The sequence below is a fragment of the Mesorhizobium subarcticum genome, from assembly GCF_055456085.1.
The window spans coordinates 702,499-725,321 of the sequence record NZ_CM144237.1; the positions used below are offsets into that span (position 1 = coordinate 702,499).

Annotated in this window: 22 protein-coding genes and 1 pseudogene; 15 read left to right on the top strand and 8 right to left on the bottom strand. The window is 63.1% G+C overall.

Translation table 11 applies throughout. The features are described 5' to 3' along the window. Positions 1 to 14 precede the first annotated feature (14 nt). Positions 15 to 1,613 carry a murein biosynthesis integral membrane protein MurJ gene (gene murJ / locus ACZYHG_RS03240; protein ID WP_464612513.1) on the top strand — a complete coding sequence of 533 codons (1,599 nt, stop codon included), beginning with the start codon at positions 15 to 17 and terminating at the stop codon, positions 1,611 to 1,613. On the opposite strand, the gene ACZYHG_RS03245 is transcribed toward murJ, so the two are convergent. Together ACZYHG_RS03245 and ACZYHG_RS03250 are read right to left on the bottom strand one after the other, a co-directional pair. Continuing rightward, entirely contained in the window at positions 1,588 to 1,992 is a 405-nt protein-coding gene (locus ACZYHG_RS03245) for a type II toxin-antitoxin system VapC family toxin (RefSeq protein WP_464612514.1), read from the bottom strand. The genes murJ and ACZYHG_RS03245 overlap by 26 nt on opposite strands. Beyond that, a complete protein-coding gene (locus ACZYHG_RS03250; protein ID WP_464612515.1) occupies positions 1,992 to 2,237 on the bottom strand; it encodes a type II toxin-antitoxin system VapB family antitoxin in 246 nt (81 codons plus the stop codon). The genes ACZYHG_RS03245 and ACZYHG_RS03250 overlap by 1 nt, the downstream gene beginning before the upstream one ends. Positions 2,238 to 2,424: 187 nt before the next feature. On the opposite strand from ACZYHG_RS03250, the gene trpS reads away from it, so the two are divergent. From trpS to ACZYHG_RS03270, 4 genes are all read left to right on the top strand, one after another. Continuing rightward, entirely contained in the window at positions 2,425 to 3,492 is a 1,068-nt protein-coding gene (gene trpS, locus ACZYHG_RS03255) for a tryptophan--tRNA ligase (protein WP_464612516.1), read from the top strand. A gap of 132 nt (positions 3,493 to 3,624) precedes the next feature. Next, positions 3,625 to 4,116: a universal stress protein gene (locus tag ACZYHG_RS03260; protein ID WP_027060830.1), complete on the top strand. Its 492-nt coding sequence runs from the start codon at positions 3,625 to 3,627 to the stop codon at positions 4,114 to 4,116. 145 nt (positions 4,117 to 4,261) lie between these two features. Next, the gene (locus tag ACZYHG_RS03265) at positions 4,262 to 4,831 is read left to right on the top strand and encodes a NifU family protein (RefSeq protein ID WP_027032811.1); all 570 of its coding nucleotides are present in this window, start codon (positions 4,262 to 4,264) and stop codon (positions 4,829 to 4,831) included. A gap of 82 nt (positions 4,832 to 4,913) precedes the next feature. Continuing rightward, positions 4,914 to 5,240, top strand: coding sequence for an NIPSNAP family protein (locus ACZYHG_RS03270; protein ID WP_464612517.1), 327 nt, complete (start codon positions 4,914 to 4,916; stop codon positions 5,238 to 5,240). Between the two features lie 148 nt (positions 5,241 to 5,388). On the opposite strand, the gene ACZYHG_RS03275 is transcribed toward ACZYHG_RS03270, so the two are convergent. Beyond that, the gene (locus tag ACZYHG_RS03275; protein ID WP_464612518.1) at positions 5,389 to 6,006 is read right to left on the bottom strand and encodes a L,D-transpeptidase; all 618 of its coding nucleotides are present in this window, start codon (positions 6,004 to 6,006) and stop codon (positions 5,389 to 5,391) included. Between the two features lie 226 nt (positions 6,007 to 6,232). On the opposite strand from ACZYHG_RS03275, the gene cueR reads away from it, so the two are divergent. Both cueR and ACZYHG_RS03285 read left to right on the top strand, forming a co-directional pair. Then, entirely contained in the window at positions 6,233 to 6,664 is a 432-nt protein-coding gene (gene cueR, locus ACZYHG_RS03280) for a Cu(I)-responsive transcriptional regulator (RefSeq protein ID WP_464612519.1), read from the top strand. A 469-nt stretch (positions 6,665 to 7,133) separates the two neighbouring features. Further along, entirely contained in the window at positions 7,134 to 7,634 is a 501-nt protein-coding gene (locus ACZYHG_RS03285) for an MmcB family DNA repair protein (RefSeq protein ID WP_464612520.1), read from the top strand. Between the two features lie 25 nt (positions 7,635 to 7,659). On the opposite strand, the gene nhaA is transcribed toward ACZYHG_RS03285, so the two are convergent. The 5 genes and pseudogenes from nhaA to ACZYHG_RS03310 all read right to left on the bottom strand — a co-directional run bounded on the left by nhaA (position 7,660) and on the right by ACZYHG_RS03310 (position 14,376). Further along, entirely contained in the window at positions 7,660 to 8,847 is a 1,188-nt protein-coding gene (gene nhaA / locus ACZYHG_RS03290; protein WP_464612521.1) for a Na+/H+ antiporter NhaA, read from the bottom strand. Positions 8,848 to 8,902: 55 nt separating this feature from the next. After that, entirely contained in the window at positions 8,903 to 9,466 is a 564-nt protein-coding gene (locus ACZYHG_RS03295) for an ActR/PrrA/RegA family redox response regulator transcription factor (RefSeq protein ID WP_027032803.1), read from the bottom strand. 64 nt (positions 9,467 to 9,530) lie between these two features. Further along, positions 9,531 to 10,861: pseudogene (locus ACZYHG_RS03300) on the bottom strand (ActS/PrrB/RegB family redox-sensitive histidine kinase). Between the two features lie 118 nt (positions 10,862 to 10,979). Next, a complete protein-coding gene (gene hrpB, locus ACZYHG_RS03305) occupies positions 10,980 to 13,439 on the bottom strand; it encodes an ATP-dependent helicase HrpB (protein WP_464612522.1) in 2,460 nt (819 codons plus the stop codon). Positions 13,440 to 13,485: 46 nt separating this feature from the next. Continuing rightward, complete coding sequence (locus ACZYHG_RS03310; protein ID WP_464612523.1) at positions 13,486 to 14,376, bottom strand: DMT family transporter; 891 nt, start codon at positions 14,374 to 14,376, stop codon at positions 13,486 to 13,488. A 26-nt stretch (positions 14,377 to 14,402) separates the two neighbouring features. Here ACZYHG_RS03310 and ACZYHG_RS03315 point away from each other — a divergent pair, with 26 nt between their 5' ends. The 8 genes from ACZYHG_RS03315 (at position 14,403) to ACZYHG_RS03350 (ending at position 22,753) form a co-directional block, all read left to right on the top strand. Next, positions 14,403 to 15,092 (top strand): PIG-L deacetylase family protein, encoded by a 690-nt coding sequence (locus tag ACZYHG_RS03315; RefSeq protein ID WP_464612524.1) that lies wholly within the window; start codon positions 14,403 to 14,405, stop codon positions 15,090 to 15,092. 285 nt (positions 15,093 to 15,377) lie between these two features. Next, the gene (locus ACZYHG_RS03320; RefSeq protein WP_464612525.1) at positions 15,378 to 16,709 is read left to right on the top strand and encodes an ABC transporter substrate-binding protein; all 1,332 of its coding nucleotides are present in this window, start codon (positions 15,378 to 15,380) and stop codon (positions 16,707 to 16,709) included. A gap of 111 nt (positions 16,710 to 16,820) precedes the next feature. Next, positions 16,821 to 17,768, top strand: coding sequence for a carbohydrate ABC transporter permease (locus tag ACZYHG_RS03325; RefSeq protein WP_027040434.1), 948 nt, complete (start codon positions 16,821 to 16,823; stop codon positions 17,766 to 17,768). Further along, a complete protein-coding gene (locus tag ACZYHG_RS03330) occupies positions 17,765 to 18,715 on the top strand; it encodes a carbohydrate ABC transporter permease (protein ID WP_464612526.1) in 951 nt (316 codons plus the stop codon). The genes ACZYHG_RS03325 and ACZYHG_RS03330 overlap by 4 nt, the downstream gene beginning before the upstream one ends. Further along, positions 18,712 to 18,918, top strand: coding sequence for a hypothetical protein (locus tag ACZYHG_RS03335; protein WP_464612527.1), 207 nt, complete (start codon positions 18,712 to 18,714; stop codon positions 18,916 to 18,918). The genes ACZYHG_RS03330 and ACZYHG_RS03335 overlap by 4 nt, the downstream gene beginning before the upstream one ends. 2 nt (positions 18,919 to 18,920) lie before the next feature. Then, positions 18,921 to 20,033, top strand: coding sequence for an ABC transporter ATP-binding protein (locus ACZYHG_RS03340; RefSeq protein WP_464612528.1), 1,113 nt, complete (start codon positions 18,921 to 18,923; stop codon positions 20,031 to 20,033). Then, complete coding sequence (locus ACZYHG_RS03345; protein ID WP_464612529.1) at positions 20,026 to 21,039, top strand: ABC transporter ATP-binding protein; 1,014 nt, start codon at positions 20,026 to 20,028, stop codon at positions 21,037 to 21,039. The genes ACZYHG_RS03340 and ACZYHG_RS03345 overlap by 8 nt, the downstream gene beginning before the upstream one ends. 70 nt (positions 21,040 to 21,109) lie before the next feature. Next, entirely contained in the window at positions 21,110 to 22,753 is a 1,644-nt protein-coding gene (locus tag ACZYHG_RS03350; protein WP_464612530.1) for a dihydroxyacetone kinase subunit DhaK, read from the top strand. Positions 22,754 to 22,823: the final 70 nt, after the last annotated feature.

Below are 22,823 nucleotides of genomic sequence, written 5' to 3' on the forward strand. Positions count from 1 at the left end.
CAGTTTCCAGACTTATGAGCCTCGTCAAGAAATTCGCAACGGTTGCTTCCGGCACGCTGATGAGCCGCGCGCTTGGCTTTGGCCGCGAGATGCTGATGGCGGCAGCGCTCGGCACCGGACCGGTGGCCGATGCCTTCAACGCCGCCTTCCAGTTTCCCAACACCTTTCGCCGGCTGTTCGCCGAAGGTGCCTTCAACGCCGCCTTCGTGCCGCTGTTTGCCAAGGAGATCGAAACGCACGGCACCGACGGCGCCAAACGCTTTTCGGAGGAAGTGTTCGGCGTGCTGTTCTCGGCGCTGCTGGCGCTGACCATCGCCATGGAACTGGCGATGCCGCTGATCGTGCGCTATCTGGTGGCACCGGGTTTCGCCGACACGCCGGGCAAGTTCGAGACGACCGTCACGCTGGCGACGATCATGTTCCCGTATCTGATCTGCATGTCGCTTGCTGCCATGATGGCCGGCATGCTGAATTCGCTACGCCGCTATTTCGCGGCTGCCGTCGCACCCGCTTTCCTCAACATCATCCTGATCAGCGTTCTTGGCTATGCGTGGTACCATGGCATGGATGCGCGTGCCGTTGGTTTCGGCCTGTCCTGGGGCGTGTTGGCGGCGGGGCTCGTGCAACTCGCCATCGTCTGGGTGGCGGTGCGCAACGCCGGCATTGCGATCGGCTTTCGCCGCCCCAAGCTGACGCCCAACGTCAAGCGGCTGCTGATCCTGGCGCTGCCGGCGGCGATCACCGGCGGCATCACCCAGATCAACCAGCTGATCGGCACGGCGATCGCCTCGGCGCAGGACAGCGCCGTGTCCTCGCTTGCCTATGCCGACCGCGTCTACCAGCTGCCGCTCGGCGTCGTCGGCGTGGCGGTGGCAATCGTGCTGCTGCCTGAACTGTCGCGGGCCCTGAAGTCGGGCAATTTGATCGAGGCCGCCAATCTGCAGAACCGCTCGGTCGAGTTCACGCTGTTCATGACCTTGCCGGCGGCGGCCGCACTCTGGGTCATGGCCGAGCCGATCGTACGGCTGGTCTATGAGCGTGGCGCGTTCGCCGCCAACCATTCGACGCCGACGGTGGCGGCGATCCTGGCGATCTTCGGTCTGGGCCTGCCGGCCTTCGTGCTGATCAAGGCCTTCACCCCAGGCTATTTCGCCCGCGAGGACACGCGCACGCCAATGACCTTCGCCGCCATTTCGGTTGCGGTGAACGTTGCCACCGCACTGACACTGTTTCCCAGAATGGGCGCGCCCGGCATTGCGGTCGCCTCGGCCGTGGCCGGCTGGGTCAACGCGGTGATGCTGCTTGCCGTGCTGATCCGGCGCGGCCATTGGGGCCGGGACGTGCCGCTTTTGAAGCGCATTCCAAGGCTGGTGCTGTCGGCAGTCGTGATGGCAGTGGCGCTGTATTTCGCCGAGCACTATTTCGCGGCAAGGCTCGGACCGGGTTCGCCACTGGTCATCAAGGCGACGACGGTGCTTGGCCTCGTCGCCGGCGGAGCGGCGCTCTATTTCGTCACCGCCTTTGCCACCGGTGGCGCCGATTTCGGCATGATCCGGCGCAATGTCGGGCGCAAGGGTACGCCAGCGCCTAAGGAACAGTCTCCAGATCAGTGAATCGGAATTCGTCGGCCGTCGAAAGCATCGGAACAGCATAATAGCGCGCGCAAGCGTAATGAAAGCAGTCCGCCAAATTCAGTCGGATGGCGTTGTTACGAAATCGCGAAGCGGCCTCAATGGACAACGACGTTGCGTCAGGCGCTGGCGGAAGCTCCCGCAAGGCGATAGCCCGCTCTTCGAGAAAACGACCAACTATCTTGAGGCTCACTTCGACCGGTACTGCCAGCTTTTCGGATCGCGAAAGCGCCATTGATGCCTCCCATATGGCGATCGCCGACGTGAACGGAGCCGATGCTTCGACGATCGCTTGCGCACAGCGTTCGGCTTCGGCCTCTTGGCTCAGCATCGCAACAATAGCGGCGGCGTCGACAAACATCAGTCTTCGCCTGACAATTCGTCATAGACTGACCGCGGAAGCGGGTTGCGTGCCTGCTCGCTCAACTCAATCCCGAACTCGGCACGGAGCCTTGCCGCCGTCTCCAAGGGTGTCTCGCGGTTGCGGCGACGTTCCAAAGCCTCACGCATGGCGATCACGATTGCCTCGGTAATGCCAACGCCCTCGATCCTGGCGAAGGCACGCGTCAGGCTATCCGCTTCCTTGTTGTTGATGTTGATCGTCATGACCGCTTTGCATACCCTCGGATGTAGCACAAATAATGTAGCTATCTACACTGCGAAGTCAACATCTCACAGTCCGTCTGGGGTCGAAGCACTCTTGATCCGCCCCGCACTCTCGTCCATAAGCGCGCCGTCTAAAAGACTTTCGCCGCGCGCGAAACGGCCCTCCACAAGCCCTGAGGAAAACCCGATGTCCGCCTTCAAGCCCCTCGTCTTCTCCGGTGTCCAGCCGACCGGCAATCTGCATCTCGGCAACTATCTCGGCGCCATCAAGAAGTTCGTCGCCCTGCAGGAAACTTCCGATTGCATCTACTGCGTCGTCGACCTGCACTCGCTGACCGCGCAGCTGGTCCATGACGACCTTGCCTATCAGACCCGTTCGATCACCGCCGCCTTCCTTGCCTCCGGCATCGACCCGAAGAAGCACATCGTCTTCAACCAGTCGCGGGTGATGCAGCATGCAGAGCTTGCCTGGATCTTCAACTGCGTCGCGCGCATCGGCTGGATGAACAAGATGACCCAGTTCAAGGACAAGGCCGGCAAGGACCGAGAGAATGCCTCGCTGGGGCTGCTCGCCTATCCCTCGCTGATGGCCGCAGACATCCTGCTCTACCGTGCCACGCATGTGCCGGTGGGTGAGGACCAGAAGCAGCATCTGGAGCTGACCCGCGACATCGCGCAGAAATTCAACAATGATTTTTCCGACCGCATTGCCAGGCTTGGCGTCGGCGTCGAGATGCAGATCGGCGAGGAGACGGTAAACGGTTTCTTCCCGATCACCGAGCCCGTCATTGGCGGCCCGGCGGCGCGCATCATGAGCCTGCGCGACGGGTCGAAGAAGATGTCGAAGTCGGACCCGTCGGACCTGTCGCGCATCAATCTGACTGACGATGCCGACACCATCTCGAAGAAGATCCGCAAGGCCAAGACCGATCCGGAAGCCTTGCCGAGCGAAGTCGACGGCTTGGAAAGCCGGCCGGAAGCTGAGAACCTGGTCGGCATCTATGCCGGGCTGGCCGAGATGTCGAAGGCCGACGTGCTCAGGGAATTCGGCGGCCAGCAGTTTTCCGTGTTCAAGCCGGCGCTGGCCGACCTTGCGGTCGAGAGACTGGCGCCGATCGCCGCCGAGATGCGCCGCATCGAAGGCGACCGCGCCTATGTCGACGCGGTGCTCAAGGACGGCGGCGAACGCGCCGGCGTGTTGGCCGAAACGACGATGAAGACCGTGCGCGACATCATCGGCCTCTTGCAGGGCTGATCGCGATGCCGTGCAACGCGCCAACTTTGGCCCAAGCCATACAGGCCTAGGCATACTGGCCTAAGACCGGCGGCTTGCCGCCGGTCTGCCGCAGTGGCAGATTGCGGCCGAAAACTTACCGAGTAGATAGACATGGTCTCCAAACGCCTCAGTCGCGAAGCCGGCCATCGCAGGAAATTCCTGACGATCATCGACGATACGCCGGAGTGCGAGCGCGCCGTCGCCTACGCCTCGAAACGCGCGCTGAGCACCAGCGGCACGCTGGTGCTGCTCTATGTCATCGAGCCCGACGATTTCCAGCACTGGCTGGGCGTCGAGAAGATCATGCGCGAGGAGGCGACCGCCACGGCACGCGCGGCCCTCGACAGCTACGCCAACAAAGTGCGCCAGAAGCTCGGCATCGAGCCGGAGATGGTGGTGCGCGAAGGCAAGCCGACGGAAGAAATCCACAAGCTGATCGAGGAAGACCAGGACATCGCCATCCTGGTGCTGGCGGCCGGCGCCGGCAAGGAGGGACCAGGGCCACTGGTCGGCGCGGTGGCCGGCAAGGGTGCGGCTTTCCCTATCCCCGTCACAGTGGTGCCGCAAAACCTGTCGGACGAAGAGATCGATAGTCTCGCCTGAGCCCGCCAGGGATTCTGTTCCCCAGCCAGCAAAAACATTCCGCCAGCCAGCCGTTCCAGCGATGCGTTTCGCTTGAATGTCCAGCCGATAGAGCCTATTTAGAACTGTTCCAAAGTATCTGCCCAAGATGGGCACGGAGGCGGCCATGTTCATCCAGACCGAATCGACGCCCAATCCGGCGACGCTGAAATTCCTGCCCGGCAAGGAAGTGCTGCTGGAAGGCACCGCGGATTTCCGCGATGCTGACAGTGCGGCCACGGCCTCGCCGCTCGCCGGCCGGCTGTTCGAAATCCCTGGCGTTACCGGCGTCTTTTTCGGCTACGACTTCATCACCGTGACCAAGGACGGTCCCGACTGGCAGCACCTGAAGCCGGCGCTTCTTGGCGCCATCATGGAGCATTTCATGTCGGGCGCGCCCGTCATGGCCAAGGCCGGCCCTGCCGCCGAGACCAGCGAGACCGGTGAATTCTACGACAAGGCGGACGAGGAACTCGTCGTCACCATCAAGGAACTGCTCGACACGCGAGTACGCCCTGCGGTGGCCCAGGATGGCGGCGACATCACCTTCCGCGGCTTCGAGAACGGCACCGTGTTCCTGCACATGAAGGGCGCCTGCGCGGGTTGCCCGTCATCGACGGCGACGCTGAAGCACGGCATCCAGAACCTGCTACGGCATTTCGTGCCCGAAGTGCAGCAGGTTGAACAGGTCTCCTGACGCCCCTTTGATAATTCTACCCTGCTGACCATCTGGTCCGATTTTCTTCGGTTCCGGCGTATCGATCAGAAGGAACTCCAAGATGATCTACGAACTTCGCGTCTACCGGGCTTTGCCGGGGCGCTTGCCGGCGCTTCTTGATCGCTTCGACAAGATCACCCTCAAATTATGGGAAAAGCACGGTATCCGCCAAGCGGGTTTCTTCACCACGCTGATCGGTGCTTCGAACAACGATCTGACCTACATGCTGGCATGGGAATCGCTGGCCGAACGCGAAGAGCGCTGGACGGCGTTCGTGAAGGACCCTGCCTGGAAGCAGGCGCGGGAAGATTCCGAGCGTGATGGCCAGATCACCGAGACAATCACCAATCAAATTTTGGCTCCCACCTCGTTCTCGGCGGTCTCCTGACCGCCGAGCAGGTGTCGCATCGAGGAAATAACAAAAAACCGGGCCAAATTGCCCGGTTTTCTGTTTGGGACGTCCGTTGTTGCCTAGACGGTCCGCGTACGAAACTTGTCTTCTCGTTTGACCATGACCCGCGAGGAGATCGCGGTCCTTACATCACGATGACCTTGGCGCCCACCTCGGCGCGGTCATAGAGGTCGATGATGTCCTGATTCATCAGCCGGATGCAGCCCGACGACATCGCCTTGCCGATCGAGTTCCATTCCGGGCTGCCATGCAGGCGGTAGCCCATGTCGCCGCCCTTGTTGAACAGATACATGGCGCGCGCGCCGAGCGGGTTCTTCAGGCCTGGCTCCATGCCGTCAGCGAACTTCGCCAGTTCCGGCTGGCGCTTGATCATCTCGCGTGGCGGCGTCCAGGTCGGCCATTCGCGCTTCAGCGCGATATGGGCGGTGCCGTGCCATTCGAAGCCTTCGCGGCCGACGCCGATGCCGTAGCGGATCGCCCGGCCGTCACCCTCGACGAAGTAGAGTAACTTGTTTTGCGTATCGACGATGATGGTGCCCGGCTTCTCCGGGCTGTCGTAGTTGACTTCCTGCCGGTGGAACTGCCTCGGCACTTTCTCGATCGGGATACGCGGCAGCTGGTAACCGGCATCGGTCACCGCGCCATAGTCGTTGGAGAAGATCTGCCCGCCGATGGTGCTGCAACCGGCGAGTGCAGTGGAGAGCGCCAATGCGGCAATTATTGCAAGCGACTTCATCCGCATAAGGTGATCCGTACCCCGCCAAAACCTGTGCGGCACGAGTCAGCCGCTTTCTTGGCCACATTCATGCTGGCATTTGCTTTGCTTGCCAAGCGGGCGATGCCTATATGCGTGGCCTTACTTGCTGGTAAGCGTATCACTATGGCATTTCGGCAACAGACCTCACCGGATTGTGAAGGAATTTCAATGGTGGCGACATCAAACGGTTACCTGAAATCGAGGAACAGCCATGAACGTCGGTGATGCAGCCAACCGGTCCGGCCTGCCGGCCAAGACCATCCGTTACTACGAAGAGATCGGCCTGATCGCGCCCGCACGCGCCGCCAACGGCTACCGCGATTACTCCGGCGACGACATCCACCGACTGGCCTTCCTGCGACGCGCGCGCAACCTCGGCTTTTCCATTGAGGATTGCCGCCAGTTGATGGCGCTCTACCAGGATCGCAGCCGCGCCAGCCACGACGTGCGCGAGATCGCCGCCGCCCATGTCACGGCGATCGAGGAGAAGGTGCGCGAACTGCAATCGATGCGCACGACCCTGCAGAAGCTGATCCATGCCTGCCATGGAGATGAGCGGCCGGACTGCCCGATTTTGGATGATATGGCGGGGGCGGTGGCTGGCGGTCGGGCGGTTCCGGTGCTGCCACCTACGGCTGGGTAGCGTAAACAGCCCGCCTTCTGGAAGGGCGAGAGTGCGGGCTTAGGCCGCCACCTCCCATGCTCGATATTGTGATTGGTCTATCCTACCATCGGGACGCATGCTGGCCTTGGGTCAAACAGGGCCTGCGCAAGACGCTACCGGAACGGTATTCTGGATATTTATTGTAAGCTGTTTAGGTTATACGCTATTGTACTTTGTTTTTCCAAATAACGTTGCAACCGGAATAATGTGCGTATTGCCCGGAGGTTATCTTTTAGGAAGCTTCAATAGCAGAATGTCACGTGCGCAGCGCAAATTTTTCCAAGCGAAGAGAGGTGAGGAAAGAATTGTCCGCGCCGATAACGCAACTGGTTCAAGCGGCTCCGTTGCGGATAGGTAGCCGCCAACCGCAAGCGCGGGTTTGTCAACTAGATAATCTCCATCACAAACCGGGTTCAAACCGTGAACAAAATCTGGCATTGTGCCCGCCATGCCCATCATCTCTCCGATTCCCCTCAATCCCCTCATCGACGGTCGCCAGTCCGAGCGCGCCATGCTGGTGCGGCGCGGGGTGCAGCGGCTGCTCATGCAAATGGGCATGCATGTGCTGCCTGAACTGTCGCTCGCCACCGGCCGCCGCGCCGACCTTGTGGCTCTGACCCGACAGGGCGACATCTGGATCATCGAGATCAAATCCTCCATCGAGGATTTCAGGGTCGACCGCAAATGGCCTGACTACCGGCTGCATTCCGACCGCTTCTTCTTCGCCACCCATCCGGGCGTGCCCTCGGAGATCTTTCCGGAAGAGTGCGGCTTCATCCTCTCCGACGGCTACGGCGCCGAGATCCTGCGCGATGCGCCCGAGCACCGCATGGCGGCGGCAACGCGCAAGGCGCTGATGCTGCGCATCGCGCGAGCAGGGGCTTCGCGGCTGCTGGCGGCGGAGCTTGCGGGGGTGTCGGTGCCGGCGCTGGAGGGGGAGAGCGAGTAGTTCGCGGAACCTGGATTCCTCGCCCCTATTCCGTCTCCTCCACTCCACCAGCAGTTGGTGCCATCAGAAGCACGGCGGCGCCCAGCAGCGCGGCGATGAAGGAGCCGGCGAGGATGCCGACCTTGACGGCGTCCTGCAGGGCCACATCATTGGCAAAGGCAAGCAGGCCGATGAACAGGCTCATGGTGAAGCCGATGCCACAGAGCAACGAGATGCCGACCATGTGCGGCCATCCGGCATTGGCTGGCAGATCGGCAAGGCCGAACCGGATGGCAAGTGCCGACGCGCCGAACACGCCAACCAGCTTGCCAACCACCAGGCCGGCGGCGACGCCCAGCGTCAGCGGCTCGATCAGCGCACCGAAGCTCAGGCCCGTGAGCGAAACGCCAGCATTGGCAAAGCCGAAGATCGGAATGACGAAGAACGGCACAATCCCGTGCAGGCCATGCTCGAGCTGGTGCAGCGGCGAATGGTCGAGGTCGTGGCCGATGTCGGCGGAGCGTTCGAGCGGAATGGTGAGCGCCAGCGCCACGCCGGCAAGTGTCGCATGGACACCCGACTTCAGCACCAGCACCCAGAGGATCGCGCCGAGCACGAGATAAGGCACCAGCGTCATCACCCGCATGCGGTTGAGCACGACGAGCGCGGCAATGACGGCGAAGGCGGCACCGAGATAGGCCAGAGACAGGCCGCTAGTGTAGAAGATGGCGATGATGATGACGGCGCCGAGATCGTCGATGATGGCAAGCGCCGTCAGGAACACTTTCAGCGAGGCCGGCACGCGGCTGCCGAGCAGCGACAGCACGCCGAGCGCGAAGGCGATGTCGGTGGCGGTCGGGATCGCCCAGCCGGAGAGTGCGGCCGCATTGTTGCGGTTGATGGCGACATAGACGAGTGCCGGAACCAGCATGCCGCCAGCCGCAGCAATACCAGGGAGCGCCCGGCGCGGCCATGTAGAGAGCTGGCCGTCCAGCATCTCGCGCTTGATCTCCAGCCCGACGAGCAGGAAGAACACCGCCATCAGCCCGTCATTGACCCAGTGCGAGACGCTGAGCGGGCCGAGATAGGCGTGGAGAACGGAGAAATAGGTTTCGGCAAGCGGCGAATTGGCGACGATCAGGGCAAGGGCGGCGGCCACCATGAGGATGATGCCACCAGCCGCCTCGCTGTCGAGAAATTCGCGGAAGACGTACCGCTGCTTCAAATCCTGCATGTCGCCTCCGTCATGCCGCCCGTTCGGCGGGCTTCATTCGCGATGATGCTCAAACTCAGCGCGGCGCGCGCTTGGCCAGAATCCGCTGCAGCGTGCGGCGATGCATGTTGAGCCGGCGCGCGGTTTCGGAGACGTTGCGCTCGCACATTTCATAGACGCGCTGGATGTGTTCCCAGCGCACGCGGTCGGCCGACATCGGGTTTTCCGGGGGCGCGGCGCGCTCGCCTGTCGTGCGGGTCAGTGCGGCGAAGACATCGTCGGCATCGGCCGGCTTCGAGAGATAGTCGACGGCGCCGAGCTTTACGGCCGTCACCGCAGTGGCGATGTTGCCGTAGCCGGTCAGGATGATGGTGCGGGAATCCTCGCGCTTCTCGCGGATGGCGGCAACGACGTCGAGGCCGTTGCCGTCGCCCAGCCGCATGTCGACCACGGCATAGGCCGGCGGATTGGCACGGGCCTTGCCCACGGCCTCCTCGACGCTCTCGGCGGTCTCGACCACGAAACCCCTGGTTTCCATGGCGCGGGCCAGACGGGTCAGGAACGGCTTGTCGTCATCGACGATCAGAAGCGAGGTGTCCTCGCCTTCAACCATTGCGCCAATATTCTCATCGCCTGTCATCGTCTTGAAAATTCCTGCTGCCTTAATTTTACGCAGATATAGTTTTGCGCCGCTATTGTCCAATTCACGCAGTGTCAAACATGGTGGCTGGAGCCATTTCCGGGTTCAGGAAGACATTGCGCGGCCACGAAATCTGCACCACGGCGCCCTCGCCCAGGCCGCTCGAATTGCGGAAATCGAGTGCCGCACCCGAGCGTTCGAGCAGCGTCTTGGCGATGAACAGGCCGAGTCCCAGGCCACCGCCGGCTTCCGTACCCTGGCGCGTCGACATATACGGCTCGCCGATGCGGTCGATGATTTCGGGGGAAAACCAGGCCCGTCGTCGATGATCGAGAAGGTGACGGCGGCATCATCCCAGCTCCAGCGCACGGTGACGCTCTTGCGGGCAAAATCGACGGCGTTCTCCACCAGGTTGCCAAGGCCGTAGATGACGCCCGGATTGCGGCGTCCGACCGGCTCCGGCCCGGTGCGGTCGCCAGGACGGAGCTTGATCGAAATGCCGAAATCGCGATGTGGCGCGGTGACCTCCTCTACCAGCGAGGTCAGCGGCAGCCGCGAAAGATGCGCCTCGCCCTCGGACGACAGGCTGGTCAGACGCTTGAGTATCTCGCGGCAGCGCTCGCTCTGCGAGCGCAGCAGCTTGACGTCTTCGCCATATTTCGGATCGCTGCCGAGCGCCTTTTCCATCTCTTTGGCGACCAGCGTTATGGTGGCGAGCGGCGTGCCAAGCTCATGCGCCGCCGCCGCCGCCAGGCCATCGAGCGCCGAAAGGTGCTGCTCGCGCTGCAGCACCAGTTCGGTGGCGGCAAGCGCATTGGCCAGCAGCCGCGCCTCGGCGGCCACGCGGAAAGCATACATGGCGGTAAAGGCAATCGATGACAGCACCGCCATCCACATGCCGGCGACATAGATGAAGGGCATCGCCAACGGTGCGCCTTCATGCCAGGGCAAGGGCAAATGGATGAACACCAGCAAGGTCGCGGCCGTCATCACCAGCCCGCCCAGCAGCGCTGTCAGGCGAAGCGGCAGCGACGTCGCCGAAATGACGACGGGCACGGTCATCAACAGCGAGAACGGATTGGTCAGGCCGCCGGTCATGTAGAGCAGGCCGGCGAGTTGCAAGCTGTCGAAGACCAGGATGCCGAAGGCCGCGAATGGGGTGAGCCGGTGCGCCGCCGGAAAGCGGAAGGCCAAAAACAGGTTCATCCAGGCCGAACAGGCGATCAGCGCGAAGCACAGGCTGACCGGCAGCGGGAATTTCAGGCCATAGGCGACAACGAGCACCGTGACGCTCTGGCCGACAATGGCCAGCCAGCGCAGCCGGATCAGCGTGTTGAGGCGCAGTCGCTGGCTCTGCTGGAAATCGGGCGAACGCAAAACGTTGATCATGGCCATGGATTACAACCGTAGGGCTGCAAGCGCTAGGTCCGCTCCAATCCGATGAAGTCGGATTGGAGCTTTGCTTATTGTTTGAGCATGATCTTTTCCAAAAACCGGTTCCCACTTTTTGGGATCATGCTCGCGGTTTGGCACGGGCGGTAGCGGCGGCGAGCAGCGGATTTTCCGGCCAGACATGCTTGGGATAGCGGCCACGCATGTCGGCGCGCACGTCTGTCCAGGAGCCGCGCCAGAAGCCGGGCAGGTCGCGTGTCGTCTGGATCGGCCGGTGCGCCGGCGACAACAGTTCGAGCGTCAACGGCACCGTGCCGTTGGCGATCGAGGGATGGCGGTCGAGGCCGAACAGTTCCTGCACGCGGATTGCGAGCACCGGCCATTCGCCGTCATAGCGGATCGGCACGTGGCTGCCCGACGGCGCGTCGAAATGGGTCGGCGCCAGCGCATCGACCTTGCGCTGCAGATCGTGCGGCACGAGCGAGGCCAGCCCGGCCGAAACGACATTGGGGCCGATCGCGGCCAGGGATGCGGCACCGGACAGGAACGGCAGCAACCAGTCGTCGAGGCGCCCGATGAGGGTCGCGTCTGACATGTCCGGCCAGGGTGCGCCGAGGCCACGATGCAGCCATGACAGCCGCTGGCGCAGCGTCTCGGCCTCCTTGCTCCAGCTCAACAGCGACAGCCCGTGTTCACGCAAGGCATCAATGATGGCGCGGTCGGCCTCGCCGCCTGAAGGGGCCGGCAGCATGCGCTCGGCCAGGGTGATGGCGCCAAGGCGAACGGTTTCGCGCACGCGCACGGCACGGCGCTCGCGATCGAAACTCGTTTGCCGGCGTGTTTCGATCCGGTCGGCCAGCGCCGCGCGGATGTCCTCCTCACCGATGGCCGCCGCCGCCGTGATGCGGGCATTCTGCGCTTTGCCCTGCAGGTCGGCGACGACCAGAAACGGCTCGCCCGCCAGCGGGTCGGCGGCATCGAGCATGGCGCCGGAACCATTGGCCAGCACGAAGCGGCCGCGTTCGCCGCGCGCCTTGGCGACGCGGTCCGGCCAGGCGTGGATAAGAAGTGCGCCGGCAGGGGCCGCTTCGCCGTTTTTCGCGCCGCCCACCTGCCTGGCCAGCCTCTCAGCCAGTTGCCGTGCGGCGGTGGCGCGGGGTGATCGTTCAGAGCGAAAGCGCATCAGCCGCCGTTCGAGGTCGGCGCCGTCGCCGCCAAGGCCGCGTTCGGTGAGCAGCACGGCCAACATCGTTGCCTCGAAAGCGTGGCCGCTGCTGGCCGCCTCGGCGACCATATGCGCCAACCGCACGGGCAAAGCGAGCTTACGCATCGCCGTGCCCGCTTCGGTCAGCCGCCCTGCCTCGTCGATGGCATGCAGCGCGCGCAACAACGCCCGTGCCTCGTTGAGCGCCGGCGCAGGCGGCGGATCGAGGAAGGCGAGCGCCGTCGGATCGGCAACACCGAAGGCGGCGCAGTCGAGCAGCAGGCCGGAGAGGTCGGCCTCGAGGATTTCCGGCGGCGTGAAGGCGGGAAGCGCCGCCGTCTGTTCGGCCCGCCATAGCCGGACCGCGACGCCAGCCTGCGTGCGTCCGGCGCGGCCGGCGCGTTGGTCGGCCGATGCCTTGCTGACGCGCACCGTCTCCAGCCGCGTCAGACCGCTGGCGGGCTCATAACGCGGCAGCCGCGACAGGCCGGAATCGATGACGACGCGCACGCCGTCGATGGTGATGGAGGTTTCGGCGATCGAGGTCGCCAGCACCACCTTGCGGCGGCCAGCCGGCGCCGGCTTGATCGCGGCGTCCTGCGCCTTGCCGTCGAGTTGGCCATAGAGCGGCACGATATCTGTGTCGGCGCCGAGCTTGCCGGCCAGCCGCTCGGCGGTGCGCTCGATCTCGCGCTGGCCGGGCAGGAAGGCAAGCACGCTGCCGCTCTCGTCAACAAGTGCTGATCGGATCGCCTTGGCCATGGCGTCCTCGATCGGAACACCGGCCGGCCGTTCGTCATAGCTTATGTCGACGGGGAAGGCGCGGCCCTCGCTTTCGATAACCGGCGCGCCCGACAGCAGTTTCGCGACGCGGGCACCGTCGAGTGTCGCCGACATCACCAGCAGACGCAGATCCGGCCGAAGCGCGCCTTGCACGTCGAGCGCGAGCGCAAGACCGAAATCGCCGTCGAGCGAGCGCTCGTGGAATTCGTCGAAAATGACCGCCGAGACACCGGGCAGTTCGGGATCGTCGAGGATCATGCGCGCGAGCACGCCCTCGGTGACGACCAGGATTCTTGTCGCGGCCGAGGTGCGGTTTTCCATGCGCATGGCGTAGCCGACCGTGGCGCCCGGTTCCTCTCCCAGCAATTCCGCCATGCGGCGGGCGGCGGCGCGGGCCGCAAGCCGACGTGGTTCGAGCAGCACGATCTTGCCGGCACCGAGCCAGGCGGCATCGAGCAGCGCCAGCGGCACGAGCGTCGTCTTGCCGGCGCCGGGCGGCGCCACCAGCACCGCACTGTTGCCGGCGCCGAGCGCATCGCTCAGCGCCGGCAACACGGCGGATACCGGAAGCTCGGGCAAGGGGTTTGTCTTCATCGCGTCCGCATATCAGCGGTCGCGGTCGCCATGCAACGGCACCGGTTCAAAGCCGGGTGCGCGAAAACGGGTTCCAGCGCACCGTGCCAAGCCGCGCTTCCTCGCGCACCATGGTCAACAGGCCGGAGCCGCCGACGACCGCGAGGCCGACCAGCGACAGCCAATCGGGATATTCCTGGAAGAACAGGGCGCCAAGAATCACCGCCCAGACGATCTGCGAATAATGCGTCGACGCGATCCGGTTGGCGGGGGCATATTTGGCGGCGAGCAGCTGCATGAATTGTCCGCCAGCGGTGAAGGCGCCCGCCAGCGCCAGCCAAACAAACTGCATGGCATTCGGCAAGGTGAAAGAGGTGGCGGCAGCGCCGACCCCATTGAACAGCAGGCCATAGCCGACAAGCACGCCGAGCATCGATGTGCGCTTTTCCTGCTGGGCGAGCGACCGCATCAGGATGATGCTGGTCGCGGCGAGGAAGGCAACCACAAAGGCCGCCAGGTGGCCGAGGTTCAATTCGCGAAAACCCGGCCGCACCACCAGCATCACGCCTGCAAAGCCGGCGACCACGGCGAGCCATCGCCAGGGGCCAACCTTTTCCTTCAGGATGACGGTCGATAGGATGGTGACCAGCAAGGGCGCCAGGAAGATCAAAGCGTAGACTTCGGCCAGCGGAATGTGCGTGAAGGCATAGACGCTGAGCACGCCGGACGCGATGCCGGCCCAGGCCCGCGCCTGCACGGCCCATGGCCGCTTCATGTGCCAGAAATCGCGCCAGCGCTCGCCCGCCGGGCGAGTGAAGAACAGGAAAAACCCGGCAAACAAGGTCGCGAAGAAACCGATCTCGAAGACGGTGAACTGTCCGCCCAGGCTCTTGATAACGGCATCGCTGCCCGAATAGCTTGCATAGGCGATCAGGGCGAGCAGAATTCCGTTCGTCACTTTTTCATTTCCGGGGGTGAGTGGCTTTGAAAATATTGGCGCTCGGTGCGCATCCGGATGACATCGAGATCTTCATGTTCGGTACGATGGCCGCCTATGCGGCGCAAGGCGCAGAGCTCACTTTTGCCGTGGCCACCGATGGTGCCAGGGGCGGCAAGAGTGATGCCACGCTGCTTGCCCGTGTCCGGCGCGAGGAAGCAACGGCGGCGGCCGCGCTGCTCGGTGCTGCGCCACGCTTCCTCGACTTTCCCGATGGCGAACTGGTGGCCGATGCCGCGCTGATCGGTGCGCTGAAAACGCTGATCCGCGAGACCGGACCGGATCTGGTGATCACGCATGCGCCCAACGACTATCACGCCGACCACCGCGCGCTGTCGGACGGCGTGCGCATCGCGGCCTCGTTCGCGGTTCCGGTGCTGAATGCCGACACGATGGGCGGCACCGGATTCTCGCCGACGCACTATGTCGATGTTTCCGCTTATGCCGAGATCAAGGCGAAAGCGATCCGCATGCACCAGTCACAGGATCCCGACCGCTTCGTCGAAATTGCGCGGACGCAAAACCTTTTCCGCTCCGGCCAGTGCAACGGTGCGCCAGGCTCGCTGGCCGAAGCCTTCCGCTTTGAGCCGATGTTTCCCTTCGCCGACATCCGCGCGCTGTTGCCGCCGGCACCGGCGATCCGGACGGTGATGGTGAGCACCATACGGGTCGACTGAGCCCGCAGGCGATCATCAGGTGGGTCGAAAATCGGCCCGCGGGGCTTCCCACAATCCGGACGCGTCCATCTAGCGCCGACACTTTTCCCAATATTTTCAGATACCGGCGCCGACATGCTGCGGCGCAGCGACGAATTCGCTTGCGTTGTTTAGTAAAAATTGCATCACTAAACAAATTACTAAACATCTGCGACGCACCGCGCCGCCATGTTTAGGCCCCTGAGGAGAGGGGTTGAGGGCTCTTGAAACCGTCATCCGGGCGCGTTTCGCAAATGGGAGGAAGGCATGAAATCGAGCTTGAAACTGGCGTTGGGACTGGCCTCGGCGATCTTTGCGTCGACAGCCGCCTCGAACGCCGCGCACGCTGAAGACCTGACACTGTGCTGGGCCGCCTGGGACCCGGCAAACGCACTTGTCGAACTGTCCAAGGATTTTACCAAGGAAACCGGCATCGGCATGAAATTCGAATTCGTGCCGTGGACCAACTATGCCGACCGCTTCCTCAACGAGCTGAACTCGCACGGCAAATTGTGCGACCTGATCATCGGCGACAGCCAGTGGATCGGCGGCGCGGCCGAGAACGGCCACTACGTCAAGCTGAACGACTTCTTCGACAAGGAGAAGATCAGCATGGACGACTTCGTGCCGGCGACCGTGGTCGGCTATTCGGAATGGCCGAAGAACACGCCCAACTACTGGGCACTGCCGGCCATGGGCGACGTCGTCGGCTGGACCTACCGCAAGGACTGGTTCTCCAAGCCGGAGCTGCAGAAGGAATTCAAGGAAAAGTACGGCTGGGATCTCGGCCCGCCGACCACCTTCGACCAACTGAAGCAGATCGCCGAATTCTTCCAGAAGCGGCAGATCGACGGCAAGACCGTCTATGGCGCCTCGATCTACACCGAGCGTGGCTCGGAAGGCATCACCATGGGCGCCATGGACGTGCTCTACAGCTACGGCTTCCAGTATGAGAACCCGAAGAAGCCCTACGAGATGGAAGGCTTCGTCAATTCGGCCAACTCGGTCAAAGGCCTGGAATTCTACAAGGCGCTTTACGACTGCTGCACCCCTCCGGGCGCATCGAACAGCTACATGGGTGAAGGCGTCGATGCCTTCAAATCCGGTCAGGTGGCGATGCACATGAACTTCGCCTTCACCTGGCCAGGCCTGCAGAAGGACGAGAATGTCGGCGGCGACAAGATCGGCTACTTCGTCAATCCCAAGGGTCCCGGCGGCGCCCAGTTCGCGCAGCTCGGCGGCCAGGGCATTTCGGTGGTCTCCTATTCCGACAAGCAGGAATCGGCGCTGAAATACATCAAGTGGTTCGCCAACAAGGATGTGCAGGCCAAGTGGTGGTCGCTTGGCGGCTATTCCTGCCTGAACGCGGTCGTCAAGGACCCGAAGTTCCCTGCCAGCCAGCCCTATGCGCAGACCTTCCTCGACTCGATGGCCATCGTGAAGGACTTCTGGGCCGAACCAAGCTACGCGCCGCTGCTGCAGGCCTCGCAGAAGCGCTTCCATGACTATGTCGTCGCCGGCCAGGGCTCTGCCAAGGATGCGCTCGACGGCCTGGTCAAGGACTGGACCCAGGTGTTCCAGGATGACGGCAAGATGTAACCGGCTCCTCCCGAGCTAGGGCCCAAGCGTCCCGTGCCACCCTTGGCACGGGACGCAGTTCAGATAAATTCCATGACAGAGACGACCCAAGTGACCGAAGCAGGACTTACCATGCTCAATCGGACTGCGGAGAACGTTGCCCGGGCGACCCCGGAACCGTTGGCCCGCAAGGTCCGGGGCATCAGCGACAAGGGCCTCGCCTGGCTGTTCATCTCGCCGACGATCCTGTTGCTGCTGGCCATCAACATCTTCCCGCTGTTCTGGGCGATCTATCTGTCGTTCACCAATTACCGGGCCAACCGGCCTAACGAAGTGGTGAAGAACCTCGGCTTTGCCAACTACCAGCGCATTCTCGGCGACCAGGACATCTGGATCGCCATGCAGACGACGGCGCATTTCGTGTTCTGGACGATCCTGTTGCAGACGCTGATCGGCTTCACGCTGGCCTGGCTGATCGACCGGAAATTCCGCGGCCACGCCTTCTGGACGACGCTGATCCTGGTGCCGATGATGCTGTCGCCGGCGGTGGTCGGCAATTTCTGGCGCTTCCTGTACGAGCCGCAGATCGGCCTGTTCTCTTATGTCATCTCGTTCGTCAGTGGCATTCCACCTACAAGTATCCAGATGCTCTCCAACGTGTCGCTGGCGCCGTGGTCGATCATCATCGTCGATACCTGGATGTGGACGCCCTACGTGATGCTGATCTGCCTCGCGGGCCTGCGCTCCATCCCCGAATACATCTATGAGGCGGCCGAGGTCGACCGCGCTTCCAACTGGCGGCAGTTCTGGTCGATCACCCTGCCGATGGCGCTGCCCTTCATCATGCTGGCGGTGCTGTTTCGCGGCATCGAGAACTTCAAGATGTTCGACATGGTCAATCTCTTGACCGGCGGCGGGCCGGGCTCGACCACCGAGGTCGCCTCGATCACGCTGAAGCGGCAGGCTTTCGAGAGCTGGCGCACCGGCTATTCCTCGGCCTTCGCCATCATCCTGTTCGTCGCGGTGTTCGGTCTCGCCAACATCTACGTCAAGGCGCTCAACAAGGTGAAGCAGAGATGAGCCTGACCACAGCCCATTCGGTCGTCGCTCCTTCGGACAATTCGAAGCGTATCGCCGGTGCGATCATCATCGCCTATGCGCTGATCTCGATCGTGCCGCTGTTGTGGATCTTCGCCACCAGCTTCAAGACGCCGCCGGATTCGATCGCCTATCCGCCGAAGGTGTTGTTCCAGCCGAGCCTCGAAGGCTATTGCAACCTGTTCACGACACGGACGCGGCAGACGCCGGAATACATCAATTCGCTGGGCCCGGCGACCGGCTTCTGCGACGAGACCACGCGCAAGCGCAACATGGTCATCGCCGGCCCGTCCAACTTCCTGCCGCGCTTCGTAAACTCGCTGATCATCGCGTTTGGCTCGACCTTCTGTGCGGTCTTTCTCGGCACGCTGTCGGCGTACGGTTTCTCGCGCTTCAAGGTGCCGCTCGCTGACGACCTTCTGTTCTTCATCCTGTCGACACGCTTCATGCCGCCGATTGCTGTCGCGATTCCCATCTACCTGATGTACCGCGAGCTTGGCCTCTCCGACACCGCGCTCGGCATGATCCTGCTCTACACGGCGGTCAACGTGTCGCTGGCGGTGTGGCTCTTGAAAGGCTTCATCGACGAAATCCCGCGCGAATATGAGGAAGCGGCGATGATCGACGGCTACACCAGGTTGCAGGCTTTCTGGCGCACCGTGTTGCCACAGGCGACGACAGGCATTGCCGCAACGGCCATCTTCTGCCTGATCTTCGCCTGGAACGAATATGCCTTCGCTGCACTCCTGACCTCGGGCACGGCACAGACCGCGCCGCCCTTCATCCCGACCATCATCGGCGAAGGCGGCCAGGACTGGCCGGCGGTTGCGGCCGGCACGACGATCTTCCTGGTGCCGATCCTTGTCTTCACCATCCTGCTTCGCAAGCAATTGCTGCGCGGCATCACCTTCGGTGCGGTGCGCAAATGAGCATGACCAAATCAGTCAAACGCAAATCACGCTGGCCGGTGTGGGCCCGGCGCGGCGTGATGGAGAACATCGCCACGGCGCTGATCGCCATCGGCTTCCTGATGCTGTTCCAGCCCTTCGCGCTGTCGCTCTACACCTATTCCTTCATCACCATGCTTGCCGGCACCGTGATGTTCATCATTGTCTCGAAGTTCCCGGAATAATCATGGCCGAAATCCGCGTCCAACATCTGAGAAAGGCCTTCGGCGATTTCGTCGCCGTGCAGGATTCCAACTTCGTCGTCGAGGATGGCGAGTTCTTCGTCATGCTCGGGCCATCGGGCTGCGGCAAGACGACAACCTTGCGCATGATCGCCGGGCTCGAATTGCCGACCGGCGGCCAGATCTTGCTTGGCGGCGACGACGTCACCATGCTGCGGGCCCGCGAGCGCGACATCGCCTTCGTCTTCCAGCTGTTCGCGCTCTATCCGCACATGAATGTGCGCAAGAACATCGGCTTTCCCCTCCTGGCGCAAGGCATGCCGTCGGCCGAAATCCGCACAAGGGTCGAGGAAACGGCGAAACTCCTGCGCATCGACCATCTGCTCAACAAATCCGTCTCCGGCCTTGCCGGCGGCGACCGCCAGCGCGTCGCGCTCGGCCGCGCCATCGTGCGGCGGCCAAAATGCTTCCTGATGGACGAGCCGCTAGGCACGCTCGACACCGAATTCCGCGATCTGATGGTCCATGAGCTGCGCGAACTGCACAACCGCATCCATGCCACCACGGTCTATGTCACGCACGACCAGATGGAAGCGATGTCGATGGCCGACAAGATCGCTGTCATGAACCATGGCGTCATCGAGCAGTTCGGAAGCCCTCGCGAAATCTACGACCGTCCCGCAACCATGTTCGTCGCCGACTTCATCGGCTCGCCACCGATGAATTTTCTGGGGTTCGGCGGCGGGCTCACCAAGGGCGCGAAGGAGATTGTCGTGCAGGGCGCGACAGTCGCGGTGCCGGAGGTCCGCGAGGATATCGCGCCCGCCGACATGGCGCTTGGCATCCGGCCCGAACACATCCGATTCGACGATGCCTCGAAGCTGCGCGGGGCGATCTATGGCACGGAATATCTCGGCACCACGCAGATCGTCGCGGTCGAAACGGCGGACGGCATCATCAAGGCGCGGGTGCCGGCCGAGATCCGGCTCAATGCCGGCGATCATGTCGGCCTCACCCTGAACAGCGCGCGGCTGTCACTGTTCGACAAAGGGTCCGGCCGCGCGGTGAGAACCGCGGTTCACGATACCGCCTCTCAGGGGAGAGCGCAGCATGGCTGACGTGCACATCAAGAACGTGACCAAGAGCTTTGGCGAGCATGTCGCCGTCAATGGTCTCGACCTGCACATATCAGACGGCGAATTCGTCGTGCTGCTCGGGCCGACCGGGGCCGGCAAGACGACGACGCTGCGGCTGATAGCCGGGCTGGAGCGGCCGGACAGCGGCACCATCGAAATCGGCGGCCACAATGCGACGACATTGTCGCCCGCCGAGCGTGACACGGCCTTCGTGTTCCAGCAATATTCGCTCTATCCGCATCTGTCGGTGTTCGACAATCTCGCCTTCCCGCTGCGTTCGCCAGCTCGAAAAATCCCGGAAGACCAGATCCGCCGCCGGGTCGAGGAGGTGGCGAAGATGGTGCGCATCCATCACAAGCTCGCCAACCGCTCGACCAAGCTCTCTGGCGGCGAAATGCAGCGCGTTGCCATCGGCCGTGCGCTGGTGCGCAAGCCTTCGATCTACCTGATGGACGAGCCGCTGTCGTCGCTCGACGCCAAGCTGCGGGCGGATCTCAGGCTCGAACTGAAGCGCATCCAGACCGAGCTCGGCGCCACCATGCTTTATGTCACGCATGACCAGATCGAGGCGATGACCATGGCCGACCGTATCGGCATCCTTGCCGACGGCGTGCTGGTGCAGATCGGCTCGCCACGAACAATCTATTCCGAGCCGGCAAACCTGCATGTCGCGGCAAGGCTCGGCCAGCCGGCAATCAATCTTCTGCCGACGGGCCTGCTGCCCGATGGCGGCGCGCCGACCGGGACAAAGACGATCGGCGCGCGCACCGAGCATCTGGCCATCGAGAAGGCAACAAATGGCCACGCCGACGGCGTCGTCGACTGGGTCGAGCATCTCGGCGACCAGAACCATCTGCATGTGACGGTGGGGGCGAAGAAACTGGTGACGCTGACGGATCCCGACACCGATCTGGCGCAAGGCGACAGAGTGGTGATCCGCTACCGTTCGCCACTCTATTTCGGTGCCGACGGACAAAGACTGATGTGAATGGTTTCGGTGCATTCCCAAAGGGGCAACACCGCTTTTGATTGACGATCGCGAATACGGGACGAATTCGATGAAGCACTTTTTCAACCGCAGGGAAACGATCGTCACCGAGGCGCTGGACGGCCTGTTGCGGACCATTGGTTCAGGCGATCTCGCGCGGCTCGACGGCTATCCCGAGATCAAGGTCGTGCTGCGCGCCGACTGGGACAAGACGAAGGTCAGCGTCGTTTCCGGCGGTGGCGCCGGGCACGAGCCTTCCCATGCCGGCTTCGTCGGCAAGGGCATGCTGACGGCGGCGGTGTCGGGCGAGATCTTTGCCTCGCCAAGCGTGGAAGCGGTGCTCGCGGCCATCCGTGCCGTGACCGGCCCGGCAGGCTGCCTGCTGATCGTCAAGAACTATACCGGCGACCGGCTCAATTTCGGCCTGGCGGCAGAGAAGGCACGCGTCGAGGGATTTCGCGTCGAGATGGTGATCGTCGCCGACGACATCGCGCTGCCCGACATTGCCCAGCCGCGCGGTGTCGCCGGCACCCTGTTCGTGCACAAGATATCGGGACATTTGTCGGAAGCCGGCCACGATCTGGCCGACATCGCGGCAGCCGCGCGCGCGGCGGCGAGGGACATTTTTTCGCTCGGCATGTCGCTGTCGTCCTGCTCCATCCCCGGCCAGCCACACGAAGACAGGTTCGGCGAAAATGATGGCGAGCTCGGCCTTGGCATCCATGGCGAACCGGGAGTCGAGCGCATCACGGTGCAGAGCGCCGACAAGCTGGTCGCGATCATGGCCGAGCGCTTGGCGGCGCAGCTTGACCCGAAGGCCAGCTATGCCTTGCTGATCAACAATCTCGGCTCGGTACCGCCGCTCGAAATGTCAGTGGTCGCCAATGCGGTGCTGGCCTCGTCTCTGAGCAAAACCGTCAAGCTGACGATCGGTCCCGGCCCGCTGATGACGGCGCTCAACATGAACGGTTTCTCGCTGTCGCTGATCCAACTCGACGCAGTCCGCGAGGCTGCCTTGCTGGCGCCGGTCGGTCCGCACGCCTGGATGCCGGCCAAGCCGGTCGCGTCGCCCGCTATCGTGCCGATGGCAAGAGCAGCCGGGCAGGGCGCTGCCCACAAGGCCAGCCAGGATGCCGGCACCAGGCGCTTGATCGTCACGGTCTGCGAAAAGCTGATTTCACTCGAAGCGACATTGAATGGATTGGACGCCAAGGCGGGCGACGGCGACACCGGCTCGACGGTGGCAACCGGCGCGGGTAGCATTCTTGAACGGCTCGACACGCTGCCGTTGGCCAACCCCGCCGCGACGCTTGGCGCTGCCGGCGATATTTTGAGCGCATCCATGGGTGGCTCCAGCGGGGTCCTGCTGTCTATCTTCTTCACGGCAGCATCGCAGGCCCTGGACAGCGGTACCGATGTGCCCAAGGCGCTGCTTGCCGGCCTCGAACGGATGACCTTTTACGGCGGCGCAAAAATTGGTGACCGGACCATGGTCGATGCCCTGGAGCCAGCGCTGAAAGCGCTCGATGCCTATGACCTGGAAAGGGCAGCGGCGGCCGCTCGGCACGGCGCCGAGGCTACGGCCGCCATGGAGAAGGCGAAAGCCGGACGCTCCGCCTATGTCGGCAGCAAGCTGCAAGGCGTGGTCGACCCCGGCGCCCATGCGGTTGCCGAAGTCTTCGCGGCCGCCGCCGCGCTGCTCACAGCGGCCTGAATGGCATGCTGCAGTTGTCGAACGAAAATTCTTTCGCTACTGCCGACAAGGTGGAAACCGGGAATTTGAC

Excerpts from the sequence above, each read along its gene's own strand:
- murJ (WP_464612513.1), top strand. The coding sequence starts at position 15 with ATGAGCCTCGTCAAGAAATTCGCAACGGTTGCTTCCGGCACGCTGATG.
- ACZYHG_RS03245 (WP_464612514.1), bottom strand. The coding sequence starts at position 1,992 with ATGTTTGTCGACGCCGCCGCTATTGTTGCGATGCTGAGCCAAGAGGCC.
- ACZYHG_RS03250 (WP_464612515.1), bottom strand. The coding sequence starts at position 2,237 with ATGACGATCAACATCAACAACAAGGAAGCGGATAGCCTGACGCGTGCC.
- trpS (WP_464612516.1), top strand. The coding sequence starts at position 2,425 with ATGTCCGCCTTCAAGCCCCTCGTCTTCTCCGGTGTCCAGCCGACCGGC.
- ACZYHG_RS03260 (WP_027060830.1), top strand. The coding sequence starts at position 3,625 with ATGGTCTCCAAACGCCTCAGTCGCGAAGCCGGCCATCGCAGGAAATTC.
- ACZYHG_RS03265 (WP_027032811.1), top strand. The coding sequence starts at position 4,262 with ATGTTCATCCAGACCGAATCGACGCCCAATCCGGCGACGCTGAAATTC.
- ACZYHG_RS03270 (WP_464612517.1), top strand. The coding sequence starts at position 4,914 with ATGATCTACGAACTTCGCGTCTACCGGGCTTTGCCGGGGCGCTTGCCG.
- ACZYHG_RS03275 (WP_464612518.1), bottom strand. The coding sequence starts at position 6,006 with ATGCGGATGAAGTCGCTTGCAATAATTGCCGCATTGGCGCTCTCCACT.
- cueR (WP_464612519.1), top strand. The coding sequence starts at position 6,233 with ATGAACGTCGGTGATGCAGCCAACCGGTCCGGCCTGCCGGCCAAGACC.
- ACZYHG_RS03285 (WP_464612520.1), top strand. The coding sequence starts at position 7,134 with ATGCCCATCATCTCTCCGATTCCCCTCAATCCCCTCATCGACGGTCGC.
- nhaA (WP_464612521.1), bottom strand. The coding sequence starts at position 8,847 with ATGCAGGATTTGAAGCAGCGGTACGTCTTCCGCGAATTTCTCGACAGC.
- ACZYHG_RS03295 (WP_027032803.1), bottom strand. The coding sequence starts at position 9,466 with ATGACAGGCGATGAGAATATTGGCGCAATGGTTGAAGGCGAGGACACC.
- hrpB (WP_464612522.1), bottom strand. The coding sequence starts at position 13,439 with ATGAAGACAAACCCCTTGCCCGAGCTTCCGGTATCCGCCGTGTTGCCG.
- ACZYHG_RS03320 (WP_464612525.1), top strand. The coding sequence starts at position 15,378 with ATGAAATCGAGCTTGAAACTGGCGTTGGGACTGGCCTCGGCGATCTTT.
- ACZYHG_RS03325 (WP_027040434.1), top strand. The coding sequence starts at position 16,821 with ATGCTCAATCGGACTGCGGAGAACGTTGCCCGGGCGACCCCGGAACCG.
- ACZYHG_RS03330 (WP_464612526.1), top strand. The coding sequence starts at position 17,765 with ATGAGCCTGACCACAGCCCATTCGGTCGTCGCTCCTTCGGACAATTCG.
- ACZYHG_RS03335 (WP_464612527.1), top strand. The coding sequence starts at position 18,712 with ATGAGCATGACCAAATCAGTCAAACGCAAATCACGCTGGCCGGTGTGG.
- ACZYHG_RS03340 (WP_464612528.1), top strand. The coding sequence starts at position 18,921 with ATGGCCGAAATCCGCGTCCAACATCTGAGAAAGGCCTTCGGCGATTTC.
- ACZYHG_RS03345 (WP_464612529.1), top strand. The coding sequence starts at position 20,026 with ATGGCTGACGTGCACATCAAGAACGTGACCAAGAGCTTTGGCGAGCAT.
- ACZYHG_RS03350 (WP_464612530.1), top strand. The coding sequence starts at position 21,110 with ATGAAGCACTTTTTCAACCGCAGGGAAACGATCGTCACCGAGGCGCTG.